Annotated in this window: 18 protein-coding genes; 13 read left to right on the forward strand and 5 right to left on the reverse strand. The window is 70.8% G+C overall.

From position 1 onward, the window contains the following. The first annotated feature begins 136 nt into the window (after positions 1-136). The 8 genes from HUT18_RS28985 (at position 137) to HUT18_RS29020 (ending at position 8563) form a co-directional block, all read left to right on the forward strand. Positions 137-1147 carry an agmatine/peptidylarginine deiminase gene (locus HUT18_RS28985; RefSeq protein WP_217710523.1) on the forward strand — a complete coding sequence of 337 codons (1011 nt, stop codon included), beginning with the start codon at positions 137-139 and terminating at the stop codon, positions 1145-1147. Between the two features lie 83 nt (positions 1148-1230). Next, positions 1231-2889 (forward strand): ABC transporter substrate-binding protein, encoded by a 1659-nt coding sequence (locus tag HUT18_RS28990; RefSeq protein ID WP_176103479.1) that lies wholly within the window; start codon positions 1231-1233, stop codon positions 2887-2889. Beyond that, entirely contained in the window at positions 2886-3845 is a 960-nt protein-coding gene (locus HUT18_RS28995) for an ABC transporter permease (RefSeq protein ID WP_176103480.1), read from the forward strand. Before HUT18_RS28990 ends, HUT18_RS28995 begins: the two co-directional genes overlap by 4 nt. After that, on the forward strand, positions 3842-4699 hold the full coding sequence (locus HUT18_RS29000; protein WP_176103481.1) for an ABC transporter permease: 858 nt from the start codon (positions 3842-3844) through the stop codon (positions 4697-4699). Before HUT18_RS28995 ends, HUT18_RS29000 begins: the two co-directional genes overlap by 4 nt. Next, the gene (locus tag HUT18_RS29005; protein ID WP_368661555.1) at positions 4696-5697 is read left to right on the forward strand and encodes an ABC transporter ATP-binding protein; all 1002 of its coding nucleotides are present in this window, start codon (positions 4696-4698) and stop codon (positions 5695-5697) included. Before HUT18_RS29000 ends, HUT18_RS29005 begins: the two co-directional genes overlap by 4 nt. Beyond that, positions 5690-6559 carry an ABC transporter ATP-binding protein gene (locus HUT18_RS29010; RefSeq protein WP_176103482.1) on the forward strand — a complete coding sequence of 290 codons (870 nt, stop codon included), beginning with the start codon at positions 5690-5692 and terminating at the stop codon, positions 6557-6559. The genes HUT18_RS29005 and HUT18_RS29010 overlap by 8 nt, the downstream gene beginning before the upstream one ends. A gap of 116 nt (positions 6560-6675) precedes the next feature. Next, positions 6676-7836 carry an agmatine/peptidylarginine deiminase gene (locus HUT18_RS29015; RefSeq protein ID WP_176103483.1) on the forward strand — a complete coding sequence of 387 codons (1161 nt, stop codon included), beginning with the start codon at positions 6676-6678 and terminating at the stop codon, positions 7834-7836. Between the two features lie 136 nt (positions 7837-7972). Then, entirely contained in the window at positions 7973-8563 is a 591-nt protein-coding gene (locus tag HUT18_RS29020; RefSeq protein ID WP_176103484.1) for a TetR/AcrR family transcriptional regulator, read from the forward strand. Positions 8564-8669: 106 nt separating this feature from the next. Here the strand turns inward: HUT18_RS29020 and HUT18_RS29025 are convergent, their stop codons facing one another. Continuing rightward, complete coding sequence (locus HUT18_RS29025) at positions 8670-9977, reverse strand: serine hydrolase (protein WP_254878856.1); 1308 nt, start codon at positions 9975-9977, stop codon at positions 8670-8672. Positions 9978-10214: 237 nt separating this feature from the next. Next, positions 10215-11333, reverse strand: coding sequence for a hypothetical protein (locus tag HUT18_RS29030; protein WP_176103485.1), 1119 nt, complete (start codon positions 11331-11333; stop codon positions 10215-10217). A gap of 214 nt (positions 11334-11547) precedes the next feature. Between HUT18_RS29030 and HUT18_RS29035 the strand changes: the two genes are divergently transcribed. The 3 genes from HUT18_RS29035 to HUT18_RS29045 all read left to right on the forward strand — a co-directional run bounded on the left by HUT18_RS29035 (position 11548) and on the right by HUT18_RS29045 (position 12937). Beyond that, positions 11548-11784, forward strand: a complete 237-nt coding sequence (locus tag HUT18_RS29035) for a hypothetical protein (RefSeq protein ID WP_176103486.1) — start codon at positions 11548-11550, stop codon at positions 11782-11784. A gap of 194 nt (positions 11785-11978) precedes the next feature. Beyond that, positions 11979-12380: a DUF6191 domain-containing protein gene (locus tag HUT18_RS29040; RefSeq protein WP_176103487.1), complete on the forward strand. Its 402-nt coding sequence runs from the start codon at positions 11979-11981 to the stop codon at positions 12378-12380. Further along, complete coding sequence (locus tag HUT18_RS29045) at positions 12377-12937, forward strand: DUF3995 domain-containing protein (protein ID WP_217710524.1); 561 nt, start codon at positions 12377-12379, stop codon at positions 12935-12937. Before HUT18_RS29040 ends, HUT18_RS29045 begins: the two co-directional genes overlap by 4 nt. A gap of 81 nt (positions 12938-13018) precedes the next feature. Here HUT18_RS29045 and HUT18_RS29050 read toward each other — a convergent pair whose 3' ends face one another. Next, positions 13019-13399: a PPOX class F420-dependent oxidoreductase gene (locus HUT18_RS29050; RefSeq protein WP_176103488.1), complete on the reverse strand. Its 381-nt coding sequence runs from the start codon at positions 13397-13399 to the stop codon at positions 13019-13021. A gap of 22 nt (positions 13400-13421) precedes the next feature. Further along, positions 13422-14051, reverse strand: a complete 630-nt coding sequence (locus HUT18_RS29055; RefSeq protein WP_176103489.1) for a TetR/AcrR family transcriptional regulator — start codon at positions 14049-14051, stop codon at positions 13422-13424. A gap of 94 nt (positions 14052-14145) precedes the next feature. On the opposite strand from HUT18_RS29055, the gene HUT18_RS29060 reads away from it, so the two are divergent. Further along, entirely contained in the window at positions 14146-15396 is a 1251-nt protein-coding gene (locus HUT18_RS29060; protein WP_176103490.1) for an NADH:flavin oxidoreductase/NADH oxidase family protein, read from the forward strand. A gap of 206 nt (positions 15397-15602) precedes the next feature. Next, the gene (locus HUT18_RS29065; protein ID WP_217710583.1) at positions 15603-16235 is read left to right on the forward strand and encodes a hypothetical protein; all 633 of its coding nucleotides are present in this window, start codon (positions 15603-15605) and stop codon (positions 16233-16235) included. A gap of 122 nt (positions 16236-16357) precedes the next feature. Here the strand turns inward: HUT18_RS29065 and HUT18_RS29070 are convergent, their stop codons facing one another. After that, positions 16358-17953 (reverse strand): succinic semialdehyde dehydrogenase, encoded by a 1596-nt coding sequence (locus tag HUT18_RS29070; protein WP_176103492.1) that lies wholly within the window; start codon positions 17951-17953, stop codon positions 16358-16360. Between the last annotated feature and the right edge of the window lie 10 nt (positions 17954-17963).

Below are 17963 nucleotides of genomic sequence, written 5' to 3' on the forward strand. Positions count from 1 at the left end.
CACCGGGCCCGGAACCGTGCCCCGGCCCCGGACCGCGAAGAGCGTCCCCGGCCCCTGCGCCCGCGGAACTCCTCCCGCCGCGCCTCTTCGACCGACACCGAACACAACCGGACGACCTCCGGAGAAACGAGTTCCGATGACTTTCCGTATGCCCGCCGAGTGGACCGCGCACGAGCGGTGCCTGATGGCCTGGCCCACCCGGCACGACCTGTGGGGCCGCGTCCTGAGCACGTTGCAGGAGGAGCACGCGGCGGTGGCGCGCGCGATCGCCGCCTTCGAGCCGGTGACCGTGGTCGCGCCGCCCGGACACGGGGAGAGCGCCCGGGCGCTGTGCGGTGACGGCGTCGAGATCCTCGAACTGCCCCTGGACGACTCGTGGTTCCGGGACTCGGCACCCATCTTCACGCTCGGCCCCGACGGCACCCGGGCGGGCGTGGACTTCCGCTTCAACGCCTGGGGCGGCAAGCACCACCCCTACGACGCCGACGACCGGATCAGTGCCCTGCTCCTGGACCACCTCGGCGACCCGGCCATCCGCTCCGAGATGATCCTGGAGGGCGGAGCGATCACGGTGGACGGCGAGGGCACGCTGATCACCACCGAGCAGTGCCTGCTGCACCCCAACCGCAACCCGGGGATGAGCAGGGCGGAGATCGAGGCCGAACTCACGCTGCGGCTCGGCGTCAGCAAGGTCATCTGGCTGCCGTACGGCGGTCTCCTGGACACCGAGACCGACGGGCACGTCGACGGAGTCTGCGCCTTCGTCGCCCCGGGCAAGGTCGTGGTGCAGCTCCCGGACGATCCGGAGCACCCCGACCACGCCCGGATGCGGGCCAACAGGGCGGTCCTTGAGGCCAGTCGCGACGCGCGGGGCCGCGCCCTGGAGATCGTCGACCTTCCGCAGAGTGCGTTCACCGAGGTGGACGGCAAGCCGGTGGAAGTGGGCTACCTCAACTTCTACCTGGCCAACGGCGGCGTCGTGGTTCCCGTCGCCGGTCTGCCGCAGGACGACGAGGCCCTGGCCGTCATCGCGGCCGCCTGCCCGGACCGCAAGGTCGTCGGGGTCGTGGCCCGCACCCTCGCGTACGGCGGAGGCGGCGTCCACTGCATCACCCAGCAGGTACCCGCCTCGGTGCTGCACGTCTAACCCGAGCCGCCCGCCTGCCCGCCGCCGGGCCCGCAAGGTCCCGGCGGCCCCCGCCCCCCGCCGTACGGAGAGGAACCGCGCCGATGCCCACACCGCCGCCCCGGCCCACCGCACGCAGAACCAGAACCCACCACCGGCTCGCCCTGGTCTCCGCGGCCCTGGCCGCCGCCCTCCTTCTGGTCTCCGCCTGCGCGGGACCCCCACCAGGCGGCCCCAAGGGCGACTTCCGGCTGTCGAAGGGCACCCCGGCGGCGACGGGCGGGATCGACTCGTTCCGCTGGGCCCTGTACGCCGAACCCCCCACGCTCGACTGGGTCTCCGCCTTCGACTACCCGCAGAACATGATTCTCTCCAACGTCTGCGAGAGCCTGCTGCGGTGGACCCCGGACCTCAGGACGGCCCCGGGCCTGGCCCGCAAAGCCACCCACCCCGACCCGCTGACCTGGGTCTACGATCTGCGTCCCGGTGTGCGCTTCCACAGCGGCGGCGTACTGGACGCCGACGACGTGCTGTTCAGCCTCGGCCGCCAGCGCGACCCCGACAGCGGATCCGCCTGGGCCGACGTCTTCCGGAACGTCGCCTCGCTCACCAAGACCGGCCCGCTCCAGGTCACCGTGAAACTGAAGCGCCCCGACTCGCAGTTCCCCCAGTACATGGCGACCGCGGCCGGAGTCGTGGCCAGCGAATCCGCGGTGCGCGCCGCGGGACGGGACTACGGCACCTCGGGCGGCCTCGGCTGCACCGGCCCGTTCGCACTCGGCTCGTGGAGCAAGGGCCAGTCGGTCGAACTGCGGCGCTTCGACGGCTACTGGGGCAGCAGGGCCAAGTCCGCCAGGGCCGAGTTCGTGTTCCTCACCGACCCGTCGGCCCGTACCAAGGCGATGCTCAGCGGCGAGGTGGACGGCGGCTATCTGCTCCCCACCGAGAGCTACGCGGCCCTGCGCGCCAGCGGCATCGGCAGCCTCTACTTCGGCGAGGGCCTGAGCACCGTCAACGTGAACGTCACCAGCATGCGGGGCGCGCTCGGTGACGTCCGTGTCCGGCGCGCCCTGTCCCTGGCGCTGGACCGCCAGGGGTTCGTCGAGGCCGGGCTCGGCGGCGCGGGCAGCGTCACCGCCTCGCTCACCACCAGGGCGGCCTGGGCGAGCGCACCGGAGCGGACGCGGCGGGACGCCTTCGGCCAACTCCCTTCCACGGAACGGGACATCGAGAAGGCGAAGCTCCTCGTCGAGCAGGCGGGCGCGCGCGGCAAGAAGCTGACCGTGGCGACCAGCTCGATCGGTCTCGACGTGTCACTGCTGGCCACCGCCGTCCAGGACGCGGGCACCCGGATCGGACTCGACATCCGGCTCAAGACCATCGCCCCCAACGCCTTCACCGCGCTGTTTACCGATCCCGCTGCACGCAAGGGAATCGACATGTTCCCGGAGACGTACTACCAGTCCATCACCGACCCCCTGGACCTGCTCGGCAACTTCCGCACCGGCGCCTCGCAGAACTACGCCGGGTACAGCAGCCCCGCGTACGACCGCCTGGTGGACAGGACGCGGGCCGCGCAGAAACCCGCCCAACGCATGGCCCTGGCGGCCGAGTTGCAGCAGAAGGCGGCCGACGAGGTGCTCTGGATACCGGTGGCCGAATGGCCCACGGCGGTCTTCCTGAACAAGCGGATCACCGGGGCGCCCACCACCATCTCCTACCTCTACTCCCCGTGGGCGGCCGCAGTGGGAGCGGCGACGTGAACTTCCTCAGATTCGCCGCCCGGCGACTGGCCGAAATGCTTGCCACCCTGCTCGGCGCCTCGTTCGTCATCTTCGGCGCGATGTACCTGGCGCCGGGCAGCCCGGCGAGCTTTCTGCTCTCCGGCAAGTCCAGTTCGCCCGCCGCCCTGGAGGCGGTCAGGGAGCAGTACCGTCTCGACGAGCCGTTCGCGACGCGCTACCTGCACTGGCTCTCCGGTGTCGCGCAGGGCGACTTCGGCCGGTCGCTGACCTATCGCACCGACGTCTCCCGCCTCCTGGCCGACCGCCTGCCCAGCACCCTGCTGCTCGTCGGGATGGCGCTGACGCTGGTCCTGGTCGCAGGACTCGCCCTGGGGCGCCTCGCCGCCGTGCGCGGAGGCACCGTCGACGCGACCGTCCTGGTCACCACCACCCTCGCCGCGGGAACCCCGTCCTTCGTCGCCGCGGTCATGCTCCAGGGCCTGTTCGCGGTCCGGCTGGGCTGGTTCCCGGCGGGCGGCACCGGCGAAGGGCTCGTGGACATGCTCTGGCATCTGACGCTGCCCGCGGTGGCGCTCGCCCTGTACCTGATCGGCATGCTCGCCCGGGTCACCCGCAGCGCGATGCTCGACGTCCTCGGTCAGGAGCACGTCACCGTGGCCCTCAGCCGCGGCGTGCCGCGTGGCAAGGCCGTCGGACGCCATGTGTTCCGCAATGCCCTGGGCACCGTGCTCACCACCGTCGGGCTGATCGTCGCCACCCTGCTGGTGTGCACCGTCCTGGTGGAGTCGGCCTTCGGCGTCGGCGGCATCGGCCAGCTTCTCGAACTGTCCATCACCACCAGGGACTTCCCCACCGTGCAGGCCATCTCGCTGACCATGGTCGCGCTCTTCATGGCGGTCAATCTCCTCGTCGACCTGATCCATCCACTGATCGACCCCCGTGTCGGACCCGGCAGCGGGAGGCCCGCCGTATGACCACCACCGCCCTGTTGCGCAGACCCGGTCTCACCCGAATCCGCACCGCCCGCGCACCCCTGTTCGTGCTCAGCCTGGGGTTCGCCGCCCTGGTCGTCCTGGCGGCGCTGCTCGCACCCTGGCTGGCACCGGCCGACGCCAACGCCGTCGACCTCGGCAACGCCCTCGCCGGACCATCCGCCGCCCATCCGTTCGGCGTCGACGCCTCCGGCCGTGACACCCTCTCCCGGCTGCTCCTGGGGGCGCGGACCTCGCTGCTCGGGCCGCTCGGCGTGGTGGTCTTCTCCACCGTGGCGGGCGTCGCGATCGGCGCCACCGCCGCCTGGAACGGGGGCTGGGCCGACTCGGCGCTGTCCCGCTGCACCGAGGTGATCTTCGCCTTCCCCGGGATGCTCCTGGCGATCCTCATCGTCGCCGTGTACGGCGAGGGCCTCCTCGCCCCGGTCCTCGCACTCGCCGTCGCCTATCTGCCCTACGTCAGCCGGCTGACCCGCTCCCTGGTGGCGGCCGAACGCCAACGCCCTTACGTCAGTGCCCTGTTGGTGCAGGGACACAGCGGTTTCCAGGTCTGTCTACGGCATGTGCTGCCCAATGTCGCGCCGGTCGTCCTGGCCCAGTCCACCATCAACTTCGGCTACGCCCTGATCGATCTGGCCGGTCTCTCCTTCCTCGGCCTCGGCGTTCCGGCCCTCACCCCGGACTGGGGCCGGATGGTCTACGACGGCCAGAGCGCGGTACAGCAGGGCTACCCGCTCGCGGCGATCCTGCCGTGCGCCGCCCTCGTCCTGACCGTGGTCGCGTTCAACATCGTCGGCGAACGCTGGGCCGACCACGTAGCGGGGAGGAACCGGTGAGCATTCTCGCCCTGCACGATCTGCGGCTACGGCTGCCGCGTACCGCCCGTCCCGTACTCGACGGCGTCGACCTCACCATAGGACCCGGCGAAACCGTCGCCCTGGTGGGCGAGTCCGGCTCCGGCAAGAGCCTCACCTCGCGCAGCGTCCTGCGTCTGCTGCCCCCGGGGGCAGCTGCCGAGGGGCGCGTGGAGGTGGCCGGTGACGACGTCCTCACCATGACCGCCGCACAACTGCGCCTGCTGCGCACCAGCACGGTGTCCATGATCTTCCAGGACCCCCGTGCCGCCATGAACCCCCTGCGCCGTACCGGCGACTTCCTGACCGAGAGCCTGCGCCTGAACACCGGGATGCCCGCGGCCCGTGCCACCGAACGCGCCGCCGAGATGCTCGACGCGGTCGGGCTCGACGCCGCCGTACTGCGCCGCTATCCCGGCGAGTTGTCCGGCGGCATGCTCCAACGCGTCATGATCGCCGCCGCGTTGATGGGGGAGCCCGCCCTGCTCCTGGCCGACGAGGCCACCACCGCCCTCGACGTCAGCACCCAGGCCGAGGTGGTGGCCCTGCTCGAGGACCTGCGGCAGCGCTTCGGCACCGGACTGCTCTTCGTCACCCACGACCTCGGGCTCGCCGCGGCCATCAGCGACCGGGTGTACGTCATGTACGCGGGCCGGATCGTCGAGACCGGCCCCGCGGCGACCGTGTTCGAGACACCCCGCCACCCCTATACGGCCGCCCTGCTCGCCGCCACGCCCCGGCTCACCGGGGCACCCGGCCGACTGGCCGCGATCGAGGGCCAACCTCCGGATCTGCGCCAGGAGTTGAAGGGGTGCGCGTTCGCACCCCGGTGCGCGTACGCGAGCGGTCTGTGCGCCGAGAAGACGCCCGCCGTCCGCGATGCGGCGGGGATCTTCGCATCCGACGGGGACGGTGCCGACGCGCATCTGGTCGCCTGCCACCACAGCGAGAGCCTTGAAGGGAGCACCGTTCATGGCTGAGCTTGCCGAGTCCGCCGAGTCCGCCGAGTCCGCTGAGTCCGCCGGGCCTGCCGAGTCCGCCGCGCACGCCGAGGCCGTGCTTGAGGTCGCCGGTCTGTGCCGTTCCTACGGTGGGACGCGCGCCGTGGACGACGTCTCGTTCCGTCTGCCCGCGGGCGGATCCCTGGGCATCGTCGGCGAATCCGGTTCGGGCAAGACGACCACCGCCCGGATCGTCGTGGGTCTGGAACGCGCGGACGCCGGCCGGGTGGTCGTCGGCGGCACCGAACGCACCGGCCGGGTACGCGGCCGCGCCGCCCGGCTCGCGCGGGCCCGCGAGGTCCAGATGGTCTTCCAGGACCCGTACCAGTCGCTCGACCCGCGCATCACCGTGGCGGCGGCCCTTCGGGAGACCCTGCGGCTCCACTTTCCGGACCGCGACCCCGCACGCCGCCTCACCGAACTCCTCGACCAGGTCGGACTCGGCACCCATGCCGCGGACGCGCTGCCCCGGCAGCTGTCGGGCGGACAGCGCCAGCGGGTCGCCATCGCCCGGGCGCTCGCCGTGGAACCCGCGGTCCTCGTCCTGGACGAGGCCGTCGCGGCCCTCGACGTCTCGGTGCAGGCGCAGATCCTCAATCTCCTCGCCGACATCCGCCGCGAGCAGCGCATCGGTTACCTGTTCATCACCCACGACCTCGGGGTGGTGCGCTGTGTCACCGACGACGTGGTCGTGATGCGGCGGGGCGCGATCGTCGAGTCGGGCAGCACGGCCCGCATCCTCGCCCAACCCGGGCACCCCTACACACGGTTGCTCCTGGACTCCGTACCCCGCCCCGGCTGGGACCCCCACGCCATCGCCGCGGCACGCCGCTCCCTGTAGCCGTCGGCCCACCCGGTACCACGCATCTCGCACCACGCACAGCGAACGGCCCCCCACCCGGACCACCGGTGTCATCAGGACCACCGGGATCTCGTACGACTGATCGGAGAGCTGAGATGAACTCCCCCCGCACTCCCCGCACTTCGGGCGCTCCACGACTCGGCAGGCGCGGCTTCCTCGCGCTGACAGGGCTGACGGCAGCCGGTGCCGCCGTGACCGTGGCCGGAAGGGAACGCGCGCACGGCACGCCCCCGCGCACGTCCGCCCGCGCGGGTTTCGCGGTGCCGCTCGACACGGTCCCGCACACCCGCACCTGGATGGCCTGGCCCGACAGCAGCGCCATCTGGGGTCCCCAACTGGGCGGAGTGCAGGCGGACATCGCCCTCATCGCCCGGACCGTCGCCGCGTACGAACCCGTCACGATGTGCGCCAACCCCGACGCGGCGGCAAAGGCGCGCGAGGCCTGCGGTTCCGAGGTGACGGTGATCGACTCGATTCCGGTGGACGACTGCTGGATGCGCGACAGCGGCCCCGTCTTCCGTACCGACGGATCCGGCGGGCTCGACACCGTCGGCCTGAGCTTCAACGGCTGGGGCGACAAGCAGACGCATGCGCGCGACGCCCTGGTCGCGGAGCGGATCGCGGCCGAGGTGGGGGTGCCCTTCACCCTGGCCGATTTCGTCGGCGAGGGCGGCGCCGTGGAGACGGACGGCAGGGGCACGCTCATGGCCACCAGGAGCAGCCTCGTCAACCCCAACCGCAACCCCGATCTGACGGAGCAGCAGATAGCGGACGCCATGTGCGAGGCCTTCGGGGCGACCCAGGTGATCTGGTTCGACGGCATCAGCGGCGAGGACATCACCGACGACCACGTGGACGCCACTTCCCGCTTCCTCGCCCCGGCCGAGGGCCTCGTCCAACTGCCGCTCGACTCCGAGACCGGCCCCTGGCCCGAGGACGCGCGTGAGCAGTACCGGATCCTGTCCGCCGCGTCCGGCGCCGGGGGAGAGCGCATCACTGTCACCCGGCTCCAGGGCCCGGACTACGACCTCATCCGCTCCAAGGACCCCGACTTCCTTGGCTCGTACGCGAATTACTACGTGTGCAACGGTGCGGTGATCTCGGCCCAGTTCGGCGACGAGCGTGCCGACGCGGCGGCCAAGGACACACTCCAGCGGCTCTTCCCCGACCGCGTCGTCGAGCAGCTGAACATCGACCATCTGGGCGCCGGTGGCGGAGGCATCCACTGCGTGACCCAGCAGGAACCCAAGCCGTAGGCACCGGGCCGCTCCGCACGCGGCACGGGCGTGACCGTCCTCGGCGGTCACGCCCGTGACACCGCCGGAGCGTCCAACCGGACTAAAGTTTCAGTCAACACACAACAGTTCTGTACGAAAGGTTGAGGGCGGACGCATGGCTTCCCGCAGCACCCAGATCCTGGAGGCGGCCGCACGACTGGTCGCCCGGCGTGGCGTCCGCGGCCTGCGCGTCGAGGAACTCGCCGCCGAGGCGGGTGTGTCCACCGGACTGATCTACTACCACTTCAAGGATCGCACCGGCATCCTGCGCCAGACACTGGTCTTCATCAACGACCGTGCCGCGCGCTACACCCAGGACCTGGCCCTCGACGCCGCACCGCTTGACCCCCACGAGGAACTGGAACAGGCCCTGCTCCTCGAACTCCAGGACACCCCCGAGGTCAGGGAGAACAGCTCCGCCTGGGGCGAGCTGCGGGCCAGCGCGGTCTTCGAGCCGGTACTGCGCGAGGACCTCGCACGGGCAACCCTCGTCTGGGTACAGGAGATCGCCTCACTGCTCGGCAAGATCCACCCCACCGCCTCGCCCGCCGTCCTGGCCACCGCCGCGGAACGGCTCACCGCCCTGGTGGAGGGCCTCAGCATGCGCTGGCTCAGTGGGGGCCTGACGACCGACCACGCACGCACCCTGGTGACGGACGCCGTCGCGACCGAACTGCTGCGGCTGGCGGGGGCTCGGAACTCCTGACTCTTCAGGCACGCCCCCGGACCCGTCGGCCACCTCCCAGACCGCGTCGACTACGTCCCGGGCCCCCCGGCGTCCGACCGCACCCCGGTCCTGGCGTCGGGGGCCGTCAGCCGCAGAACTCCGCCTCCAGCACCGCGTCTTCCGTGGCCTGGCTGCCCCAGTCGCCGTTTCGGTTGAGGGCCAGCACATGGCGGCCGTCGCGGGCGGCGGCCACCCGCGACAGGGAACCGGGCACCTGACCGCCGTGGCCCCAGACGGTCACGCCGCAGGAGAGCGTGTCCGACCGGATGCCCAGCCCGTAGAAGGCGGTGGCACCGGCATCGGTCCGCGCCCGGCGGGAGGTGCCCTCCTCCTCGACGATGGGCACGCCGGTCAGCATCTCCCGCAGCTGAGGGCGGGGGAGGAGCTTCCCTCGGAGCAGGGCGCCGTAGAAGCGGTTGAGGTCATGGGCGTTGGAGATGATCCGCCCGGCGGCACCGGCGACCGAGGGGTTGAACTCCGTGACGTCGTGCACGGGTGCGTTCGGGTCGTCGTCGTAGAGCTTCGAGTAGTGCCGGCCGTGCGGGTGCGGCACCGCGGAGGAGGAGCCGGGCACGGTGGTGGACCGGAGTTTCAGCGGCCCGATGATCCGCCGCCGGACCTGCTCGGCGTAGGAGTCACCGGTGGCCTGCTCGATGACCATCCCGGCGAGGATGTAGTTGGTGTCGGAGTACGCCCAGCCCGTGCCGGGCGCGAACAGCGGTGGATGGGACAGGCCGATCCGCACCAACTCGTGCGGGGTGGCACCGTCGTAGCGGTGGACGAGGAAGGACTCGCCGGTGAACCGGCCGAGGAATCCCTCGTCGCGGTTGTAGTTGAAGATTCCGCTGGTGTGGTTGAGCAGTTGGCGCAGGGTGATCTTCCGGCCGTCGTTGCCGTTGCCCCGCACGAGCCCCGGCAGCCAGTCCTCGACGGTGTCGTCGAGCGAGAGGACGCCCTGTGCGTCGAGTTGCAGCAGCACCGTGGCGGTGAACGTCTTGGTGACGCTGCCCACCCGGAAACGGTCGGCGGGCCGACGCCGTTCGCCCGTGCCGAGGTCCGCCACCCCCGCGTTCCCCGACCACCGCTCGCGATCCTCGCGCACGGCGGCGAGCGCGCCGGGCGTGCCCTCGGCGACAATGGCGTTCAGCGCCGCCCGAGTTGGGGCGTGCCGCCCGTGCGGGCCCCCGGACCGGTCGGCCGCGTCATCGGCGGTGGCCGGCACCGCCGCCACGGCGCCGACCGCCAACAGCGCGCCCACGGACGCCAGTACGGCGAGCCGACGTCCCGCGCCGCCCCGTTTGGCGGCGCGTGCTTTCCGCCTTGACGCGTGCCTGGGATCAGTCGTGGGATCAGTCGCGAGATCGGTCATCGGATCGGTCATCGGATCGGTCATTGATGTTCATTCCCCCCCCCGGGTCCTCGGCCACGCGGCGGTCCCCGCGCTCCTGTGGTCTCAGTGAACCGGGATCATCTGCCGACGACGTCGGGGATCGCCCCGGAACGCCCCCGAGGCGTGCCCGGAGCCTTCCCCGAGATCGGTGCGCGGTTGAGTCGCGGTCGGCCGAACTTCGTTGCCCTGGCGTCGAGTTGCTTAGTCGAGTTGCTCAGACGAGATGCCCAATCGAGTTGCTCAGCTGATCGCGCGGAACCAGCCGGACGCCGTTCGGTCCTTCGATCGGACCACGTAGCGGATGAACTGTTCCGGAACGGCCAGGCTGTACGGGCGCACGGATTCCTCGTACAGGTCCTCGGAGATCCCTAGGACGAGGTCGGCGCGCTCAAAGTGGCTGCTCCGGGCGCTGTCGGCATCGGCCAGTTGTACGGCGTCGGTGACCGTCCGGCCCAAAACCCCCTCCGGGCCCGAAACCCCCTCGCGAGACAGGCCGACCGCACCTTTCCGCGCTCCGACGCGAAGCCGGAGGCCCTGGCCGTCGGCCTTGGCCCGCTGCAGTTCCTCGTGCAGCAGACGGACCCACATACTCATGACGTAGGGAGTGGGCACAGAGGGCGGGAACAGCAGGAGATACCCGTCTCCCGTGTCCAGTCGGTGAATGCGGTGCGGCTCGACCTGCAGAGCTGAGGTCGAAGCATCGAGAGCCTCGGCGAGACGCTGATGCAGGGCAGCCAGCCAGCCGTCGTGGTGGTCCGCGGCGCCTGCCAGGTCGACCGCGACCACCAGTCGATTCGACGTCATACGCCCGGGTGAAGCATCCGTGTTGCGCCCCAAGTCCGTGCGCTGTGTGGGCTGTTGCTCCTGCTCCTCCTGCTGCTCCTGTTTCTGCCGGGGCGGGCCGTCGTGGCCAAGGGGAGATGCCTGAGGAGTCGCGGAGGTCTCGGTCACGGGTGCCGAACTGCCTTTTGCTTCCGGCTCGTTCGCCGTCACCGCGCCGCCGTTTCGCCGACGGGGAGGTCGAAGTGCTGCGAGGGCCACCCACTGTTCGCGCCACTCTGCCAGCTCGGTGGCTCGGCGGTCGGGCGGGGCGCACTTCTCGCCGTACTCGTCCCAGGAGAGCAACGTGCGCACGAGCAGCATCAGCTTGTCGAGGCTTACGTACTTGGCGCCGAAGGCGGCGCTCTGGGTCGAGATCGGCAGGGAGGTGTTCTCTCCGAACAGTGTCCGCGCGCGCACCTCGATGACGCGCAGGGAGGGATCACCGCGCTGCACCTTGAGCTGCTTGAGGCGGTTCGCCTGATCCTGGAGCCTGGCCTCGTAGGTGCTCACGCCCGTCGTGCCGTCGCGTTCCGCCATGTTCGCGTCCTCCCCCTGCCACTGCGGCAGCAGGCTAGCGTCCCGTTGTCGGAACAGTGCCGAACTTGACCGAACACCCCTGAACAATGCGCGAGTTGGCTTGCCGTTCGGCTGAACACAGTGGCTGTACGGGCGTGTTCCGCCGTTGATCGGTGTTCTGCGAATACGTTCCCTCCGTGCAGGTCGGCTGCCCGAGAACGGTCACAGTCGCAGCATGACGACACCTCAGAATCCTCGGCGGGCCAACCCGCCTGTCCAGAACGAGACTTCGCCCCCGCCGGAGCCCTTCCTCTCGCTGCACTCCGCGGTCATCCTCCTGGCCGGGCTCGTCATCGGCCTGGTCATCGGCTGCCTCACCGTGCTCGGCGGCGCGTCCGTGGCCGTCGCGGTCATCGCCGGACTGACGAGCGCCGGGGCGAGCATTCCGGTCCTGCGCACCCTCATCTGGTGAGGTGGGCGTTTCTGACTGCCCGGCCGGGTGCGGCCGGGCACCGAAGGGTGCACTTCCCGTTCCGACCGTTCCGACCGTTCCGAGAGACTCTTCGATCCCGTCCGATCGGTCGGGAACCACCTCGTGCCGTGCCACGTTTTCCCGACTGTGAACGTGTGTTCAGGATGATGAGAACTACGGGGGGAGGGGCGACTGTGGCGGTATGGGCCATGTCGTTCCCGGCTTTTGCGTGTCTGGTGGCCGTGTTCGCCCTGGTGGAGACTGCCTGGCGATGGTTCACCGGGCTGGGCTTGTTCCCGTGGCTGCGCAGACGTTCGGGACCGCCGCTGTCGAGCGTGGCTTTCGACGAGATCACCACGGTCATGAACGGGAACAAGGCCGCCGAACTGGAGCAGCGACGCGTGGAGTTGCTGAAACGCGACGACGAGAGCGACGGCGCGCCGCCGCGCTCCAGCATCGACCTCACCAACGGCACGGCGTTCATAGTGCTGCCGCAGGAAGCGCACGATCGGCGCACTGAGCCTGGTGCTGGTGCTGGTGCTGGTGCTGGTGCTGGTGCTGGTGCCGGTGCCGATGCCGCCGAGAGCCGACCATGAACCGTACGGCGGACTCGGCAGACTCGGTGGCCTCGGCAGAGCCGGTGGCCTCGGCGGCCTCAGTGACCTCACCGAGCGAGGCACCCCCGACCATGGCCGGGCGGATCGCCTGCGCGTGGGCGCTCGTGTTCGCCGCGGCGCACTTTTACTGGGCACTCGGCGGAGACGCGGGGCTGAGCGTCTCCGCCGGTCCGTTGGCCACCGAGCGTCCCCTCTGGTTCGTGTTGACCGGCCTGTGGGGTGTGGGCGCACTCTGTCTGCTCGGTGCCCTGCTGGCCTGGCAGCTCGCCCGGCCCGACATCAAGGGTGTTCTCCCCGCTCGGCCGGCACGGTGGCTGGGGTGGGGCGTCAGCGCCTGCCTCCTGGCCCGCGGTATCGGCCTTGAGGTGCTGCTCCTTACCGGCACGGCGCACCTGGACAGCTCCGTGAGCGAGGCACAGCGGGCCTGGACACTGGCCCTGTGGAACCCGTGGTTCATCGCCGGGGGAGTGGCCTTCGGTCTGGCGGCGCTGCGGTTCGGCAGGCGTACCGGGCAGGAAGCGGTGCACGCCTCGTAAGCGGGAGCGGGCGCGTGAGGTCGTGAGCGGGGCCCGGCTCCGGAAAGCGACGCGGCGACACGAGCGCCGTCGGCGCCCTGTTCAGAGCCTGACCGCGATCCCGGCGTGCGGCCGTTTCCCCCGCCGGGCGACGGTCGCCGGCCAGTCGGCCAACCACCACTGCCAGGTGTACTTGCGGGCCAGCCGCTTGCGCACGGCCTTGAGTCCGTCCGCGTCCAGCAGTCGGCCCGTGCCCGCCAGTTGTGTCGCGCCATCCGGGATCCGGCCGCGTACGTCGCACACGGCCACCACGACGCGCGGGTCGCGGCGGAGCCGTTTCACCTTCCAGGAGTTGACGTTGGTCCACACGTACAACTCGTCGCCCTCGGCGGCGGACCACACCGGTGTGGCCACCGGCGTCCCGTCCTTGCGGTACGTGGTCAGGCTGACGTAACGGGCCCGCCTCAGTTCATCGGGAATCATCGCGCGGTGCTCTTCCTCTCGGTCATGCGGGAGCGGTACGGGGTGTCTGCGCGGCCGCCGACTGCGACGTCACCGGCGAAGCACTGAACAGCGCGCGGACGGCACTGCCGACCTGCTCGGAGACGAGCTCGGGAGTGGAGGCGTCGAGTTTGCCGTCGAGGTGCAGAAAGGCGAGGCCGTGGACGAAGGCCCACACCGCGGTCGCCAGGGCCTCCGCTGATTCGGCGCCGGGAAAGGCGCGGCGGACGATGTCGACGACGTACTCGGTGATGGCGGCGGTCGCGGCGACCCGTTCCGCGTCGTTCGGGTCGCAGGGCTCGGCGAACATCACCCGGAACATCGCCGGATGCTCGATGGCGAAACGGACGTAGGCGACCGCGATGGCGGCGAGGTCGTCGACGGTCTCGGGTGAGGGGTGCGCCGCTGCCAGGTATCCGGCGAGTTCGCGGTAGCCCTCGGCGGCGAGCGCGGAGACCAGGGATTCGCGGTCCGGGTAGTGGCGGTAGGGGGCCGTGGGCGACACCCCGGCCCGGCGCGCCACCGCGCGTACCGACAGGGCGGCGCCGCCGTCCTCCTCCAGCAGCTCACGCGCCGCGCGCAGGCAGGCCGCGCGCAGGTCGCCGTGATGGTACGAGGCACTGGCCTGTGCCATGGGTCACCCTCCTGAATGTTTGCGATGCTTACATCATGCCCTAATGTGAGTGGTGCATACATCGTAGGTGATCGACAGGGAAGAGGGAGACGGGATGACCAGGAAGTTGTTCTCGCCACTGCGCCTGAGTTCCGGGCAGGTGCTGCGCAATCGGATCGCGAAGGCGGCCATGGAGGAGAACATGGCCGGCGACGGCCAGCTTCCCGACGAGCAGCTCTTCACGCTGTACCGGAGCTGGGCCGCCGGTGGTACCGGACTTCTCCTCACCGGCAATGTGATGGTGCACGCCGAGGCGCTGACCGGCCCCGCCGGTGTCGTCCTCGACGAGCACGCGCCCCTCGAACCGTTCATCGAGTGGGCCAAGGCGGGCAGGTCCGGGGGCGGTGCGATATGGATGCAGATCAACCACCCCGGCCGCCAGGTCGCCTCCGACATGCCCGGCGTCGTATGGGGGCCTTCCGACGTCGGCGTCTCCCTGGGCAAGCACAGCAGCCGCTTCGGCCGCCCGAGCGCCATGACCCCGCGGCAGATCCAGGACACCGTCGCCCGGTTCGCCGTCACGGCGCAGCGCGCCGAAGAGGCCGGGTTCGACGGCGTCGAGATCCATGCCGCGCACGGCTACCTGCTGTCTCAGTTCCTGTCCCCCCTGGTCAACAACCGAACCGATCAGTGGGGCGGCTTGCTGGAGAACCGGGCCCGGATACTGCTCGATGTCGTCCGCGCCGTCCGGGCCGCCGTCGCCCCCTCCTTCGCGGTCGCCGTGAAGCTCAACTCCGCCGACTTCCAGCGCGGCGGCTTCGACGCCGAGGACGCGCGTCAGGTCATCGGGATGCTCGAACCGCTCGGCGTCGACCTGGTCGAACTGTCCGGCGGCAGCTACGAGAGCCCGGCCATGACCGGCCGCCCCGCCGACGGCCGCACGCAGGCCCGCGAGGCCTACTTCCTGGACCTGGCCAAGGACCTGGTCGCCACCAGCCCGCTGCCGCTGATGCTCACCGGCGGCATCACCCAGCGCGCCACCGCCGAAAGGGTCCTCGACAGCGGTGTGGCGGTCGTCGGCATGGGTACGGCCCTCGCCGTCACCCCCGACCTGCCCGAGCGCTGGAAGCAGGACCGCGAGGCCGACCGCCGGATGGGACCGGTCACCTGGTCCGACAAGGCCCTCGCCTCGGCCGCGAGCATGGCGAAGGTCCGGTACCAGATGCGCCGCCTCGCCCGTGGACGCAAGCCCAGGCCCGGCACCCATCCTGCGGTGGCCCTGATCTCCGAGCGGCGCAAGCAGCGTCGGGCCCTGCGCGGTTACCGCGCCTGGCTGACCAAGGCGCAGAGTGCCGCGCGCCCGTGAACGTGCCCTCGTGACGATGTCACCGGAAGGTGCCCGGTGTCCCCGCTCGGTCGGGGGCATCGGGCACTTCCGCATGCGGCTCTCGGGCGCTGTCCGGTGTGGCCTGTACGACCCTCCGCAGGTGGGTGCCGGGGCGGAGCGATCGTCAGGCCGGACATGCGGCACCCTCCGCCGGGTGATGCGGCACACTTCGCCGGGTGATAGTGATGCAGCCCGTCCTGGAGATCTGCGTTCCTGACGGTTTCGCTCTCTGGCCTGTCGCCGAGATCGAGCCGTTCGGCTTCCTGCCTCTCAGCGGCGCGCTCTCTCCTGCCGAGGTCAGGACGGCGGTGATGCTCATCGCCGGTTGCAACGACATCGACCCCGACGGGGATCGCCCGGCCCGTCCCGCCGGTGCACTCGACTCGTTCCTGCACGGTCTCCTGACCTTCGAGGCCCCCTTCGCGTCCGGCGGCCTGCGCGTCGTCGACGATTCCACGGGTGTCGGTTTCGTACCCGGTTGCTGCGACGGGCTGGAGGACTGGCGCGACTGGTATCGGCTCGTCGAAGACGGCAGCGTGCTCGGGTTCGGCCACGACCCCGTGTCGCCGGTGGCGGAGTGCTTCGGCGACACGGTCCGGCTCACCGTCAACGCCGAGCAGAGCGACAGTCCGGTGATCGAGCTGTCCGTCGCCGAGATCCGCCACCTGCTCGCCGGGGCCGAACAGGACCTGGCCGACTTCCTCGCGCTGGCGGCTGTCTGGGCCTCCGAGCATGTGCCGGACCACGGCGCTCCCGTGACAGCCGCCCTCGCCCGCGTCCTCGGCTTCCCCGTGTCGGCAGTGCCGCGGGGGTCGTAGGGCGGTGGGCCCGGCCGCGGTCGGGCAGGTACGCGGAAGAGGGCGGGCCCGTCGTGTGGACGGGCCGCCCTCCTTTTTCATGGCGTGGCCCGATCGGGGCCTGGCCGGTTGGGAGTTGTTGTTCAGCGCATACCGGCGGCCTTCATCACCTTCAGTGCGTTGGTGAGCAGCACGGCCCAGGTTTCGGGGGAGATACGGGCGGGCGGGGTGAACCCCTGGATGCGCTGGTGGGCGACGGTCTGGGCCTCGGTGTACTTGAGGATGCCGTCGGCGCCGTGGCGGCGGCCGAGGCCGGAGTCGCCCATGCCGCCCATCGGTGCGTCGATGCTTCCCCAGGCGGCGGCGAAGGCCTCGTTGATGTTGACGGTGCCCGCGTGCACACGGGCGGCGACCGCACGGCCACGGGCCGCGTTGCGGGACCAGACGCTGGCGTTGAGGCCGTACTGCGTGGAGTTGGCCAGGGCGAGTGCCTCCTCGTCGTCGCGGAAGGAGTAGATCGAGACGACGGGGCCGAAGGTCTCGTGGTCGTAGAGCGTCATGTCGTACGTGATGTCGGTGAGGATGGTCGGCTCGTAGAACAGTGGCCCGAGGTCCGGCCGTGCCTTGCCCCCGGCGAGTACGGTCGCGCCCTTGGTGACGGCATCGTCGACATGCTCGGTGACGGTCTTCAGCTGGGACGCGGTGGTGAGGCTGCCGACGTCGACGCTGTAGTCGTACGCGGCGCCCATCGTGAGCTTCTCGGTGCGGGCGACGAACGCGGCGACGAACTTGTCGCGGATGGACTCGGCCACGTAGAGGCGCTCGATGGAGACACAGAGCTGGCCCGCGGAGGGGAAGCAGGCGGCGATGGCGCCGTCGGCGGCCTTGTCGATGTCGGCGTCGTCGAGGACGAGCATGGCGTTCTTGCCGCCGAGTTCGAGGGAGGCGCCGATGAGGCGTTCACCGGCGTCGCGCGCGATCTGGCGACCGGTGGCGGTGGAGCCGGTGAACATCATGTAATCGGCGTTGTCCATCAGGGCGCCGCCTATGGAGCTGCCCCGGCCGATCACCATCTGCCAGACATCCGCCGGGAGTCCGGCCTCGTGCATGAGGTCGAGCGACCACAGCGCGGTGAGCGCGGTCTGGGTGTCGGGCTTCTGGACGACGGCGTTCCCGGCCATCAGCGCCGCGATGACGTCGCTGGCGGCCATGCTGAGCGGGTAGTTCCACGGGGAGACGACCGCGACGACGCCCTTGGGATGGCGCAGTTCGGTGGTGTGGGTCAGCAGCGGGATAGCGCCCCGACGCCGCTTGGGGCTCAGGTGCTTGGCGGCGGTGCGGGCGTAGTAGCGGGAGACGATCCCGATGTCGACGACTTCGAGGAAGGCGTCGCGGCGGGTCTTGCCGTTCTCGGCCTGCATGAGGTCCAGTGCCTCGTCCTGGCGGGCCAGGACGAGGTCGTGAAAGCGCAGCAGGATCTTCTTGCGCTGGGCGATGGGTGTGGCGGCCCAGGACTTCTGGGCGGTGTGGGCGCGGGCGAAGGCGTCCTCGACGTCGTCGGGTGTGGAGACCGGAAGGTCGGCCAGCGGGACCCCGGTGTACGGGGCGTGGGTGGTGACCCGAGCGGCGTCCGGCGACGCCGAGACTCGGGCGGCCAGCCGTTCGATCCGGGCGGGGGTCAGCGAGGCGGGCAGGCCGGAACCCCGGCCGGTGGGGAGGATGGTGTCAGTGGTGGTCATGACAGGGGCT

This window comes from Streptomyces sp. NA04227, from assembly GCF_013364195.1.
GTDB lineage: Bacteria > Actinomycetota > Actinomycetes > Streptomycetales > Streptomycetaceae > Streptomyces.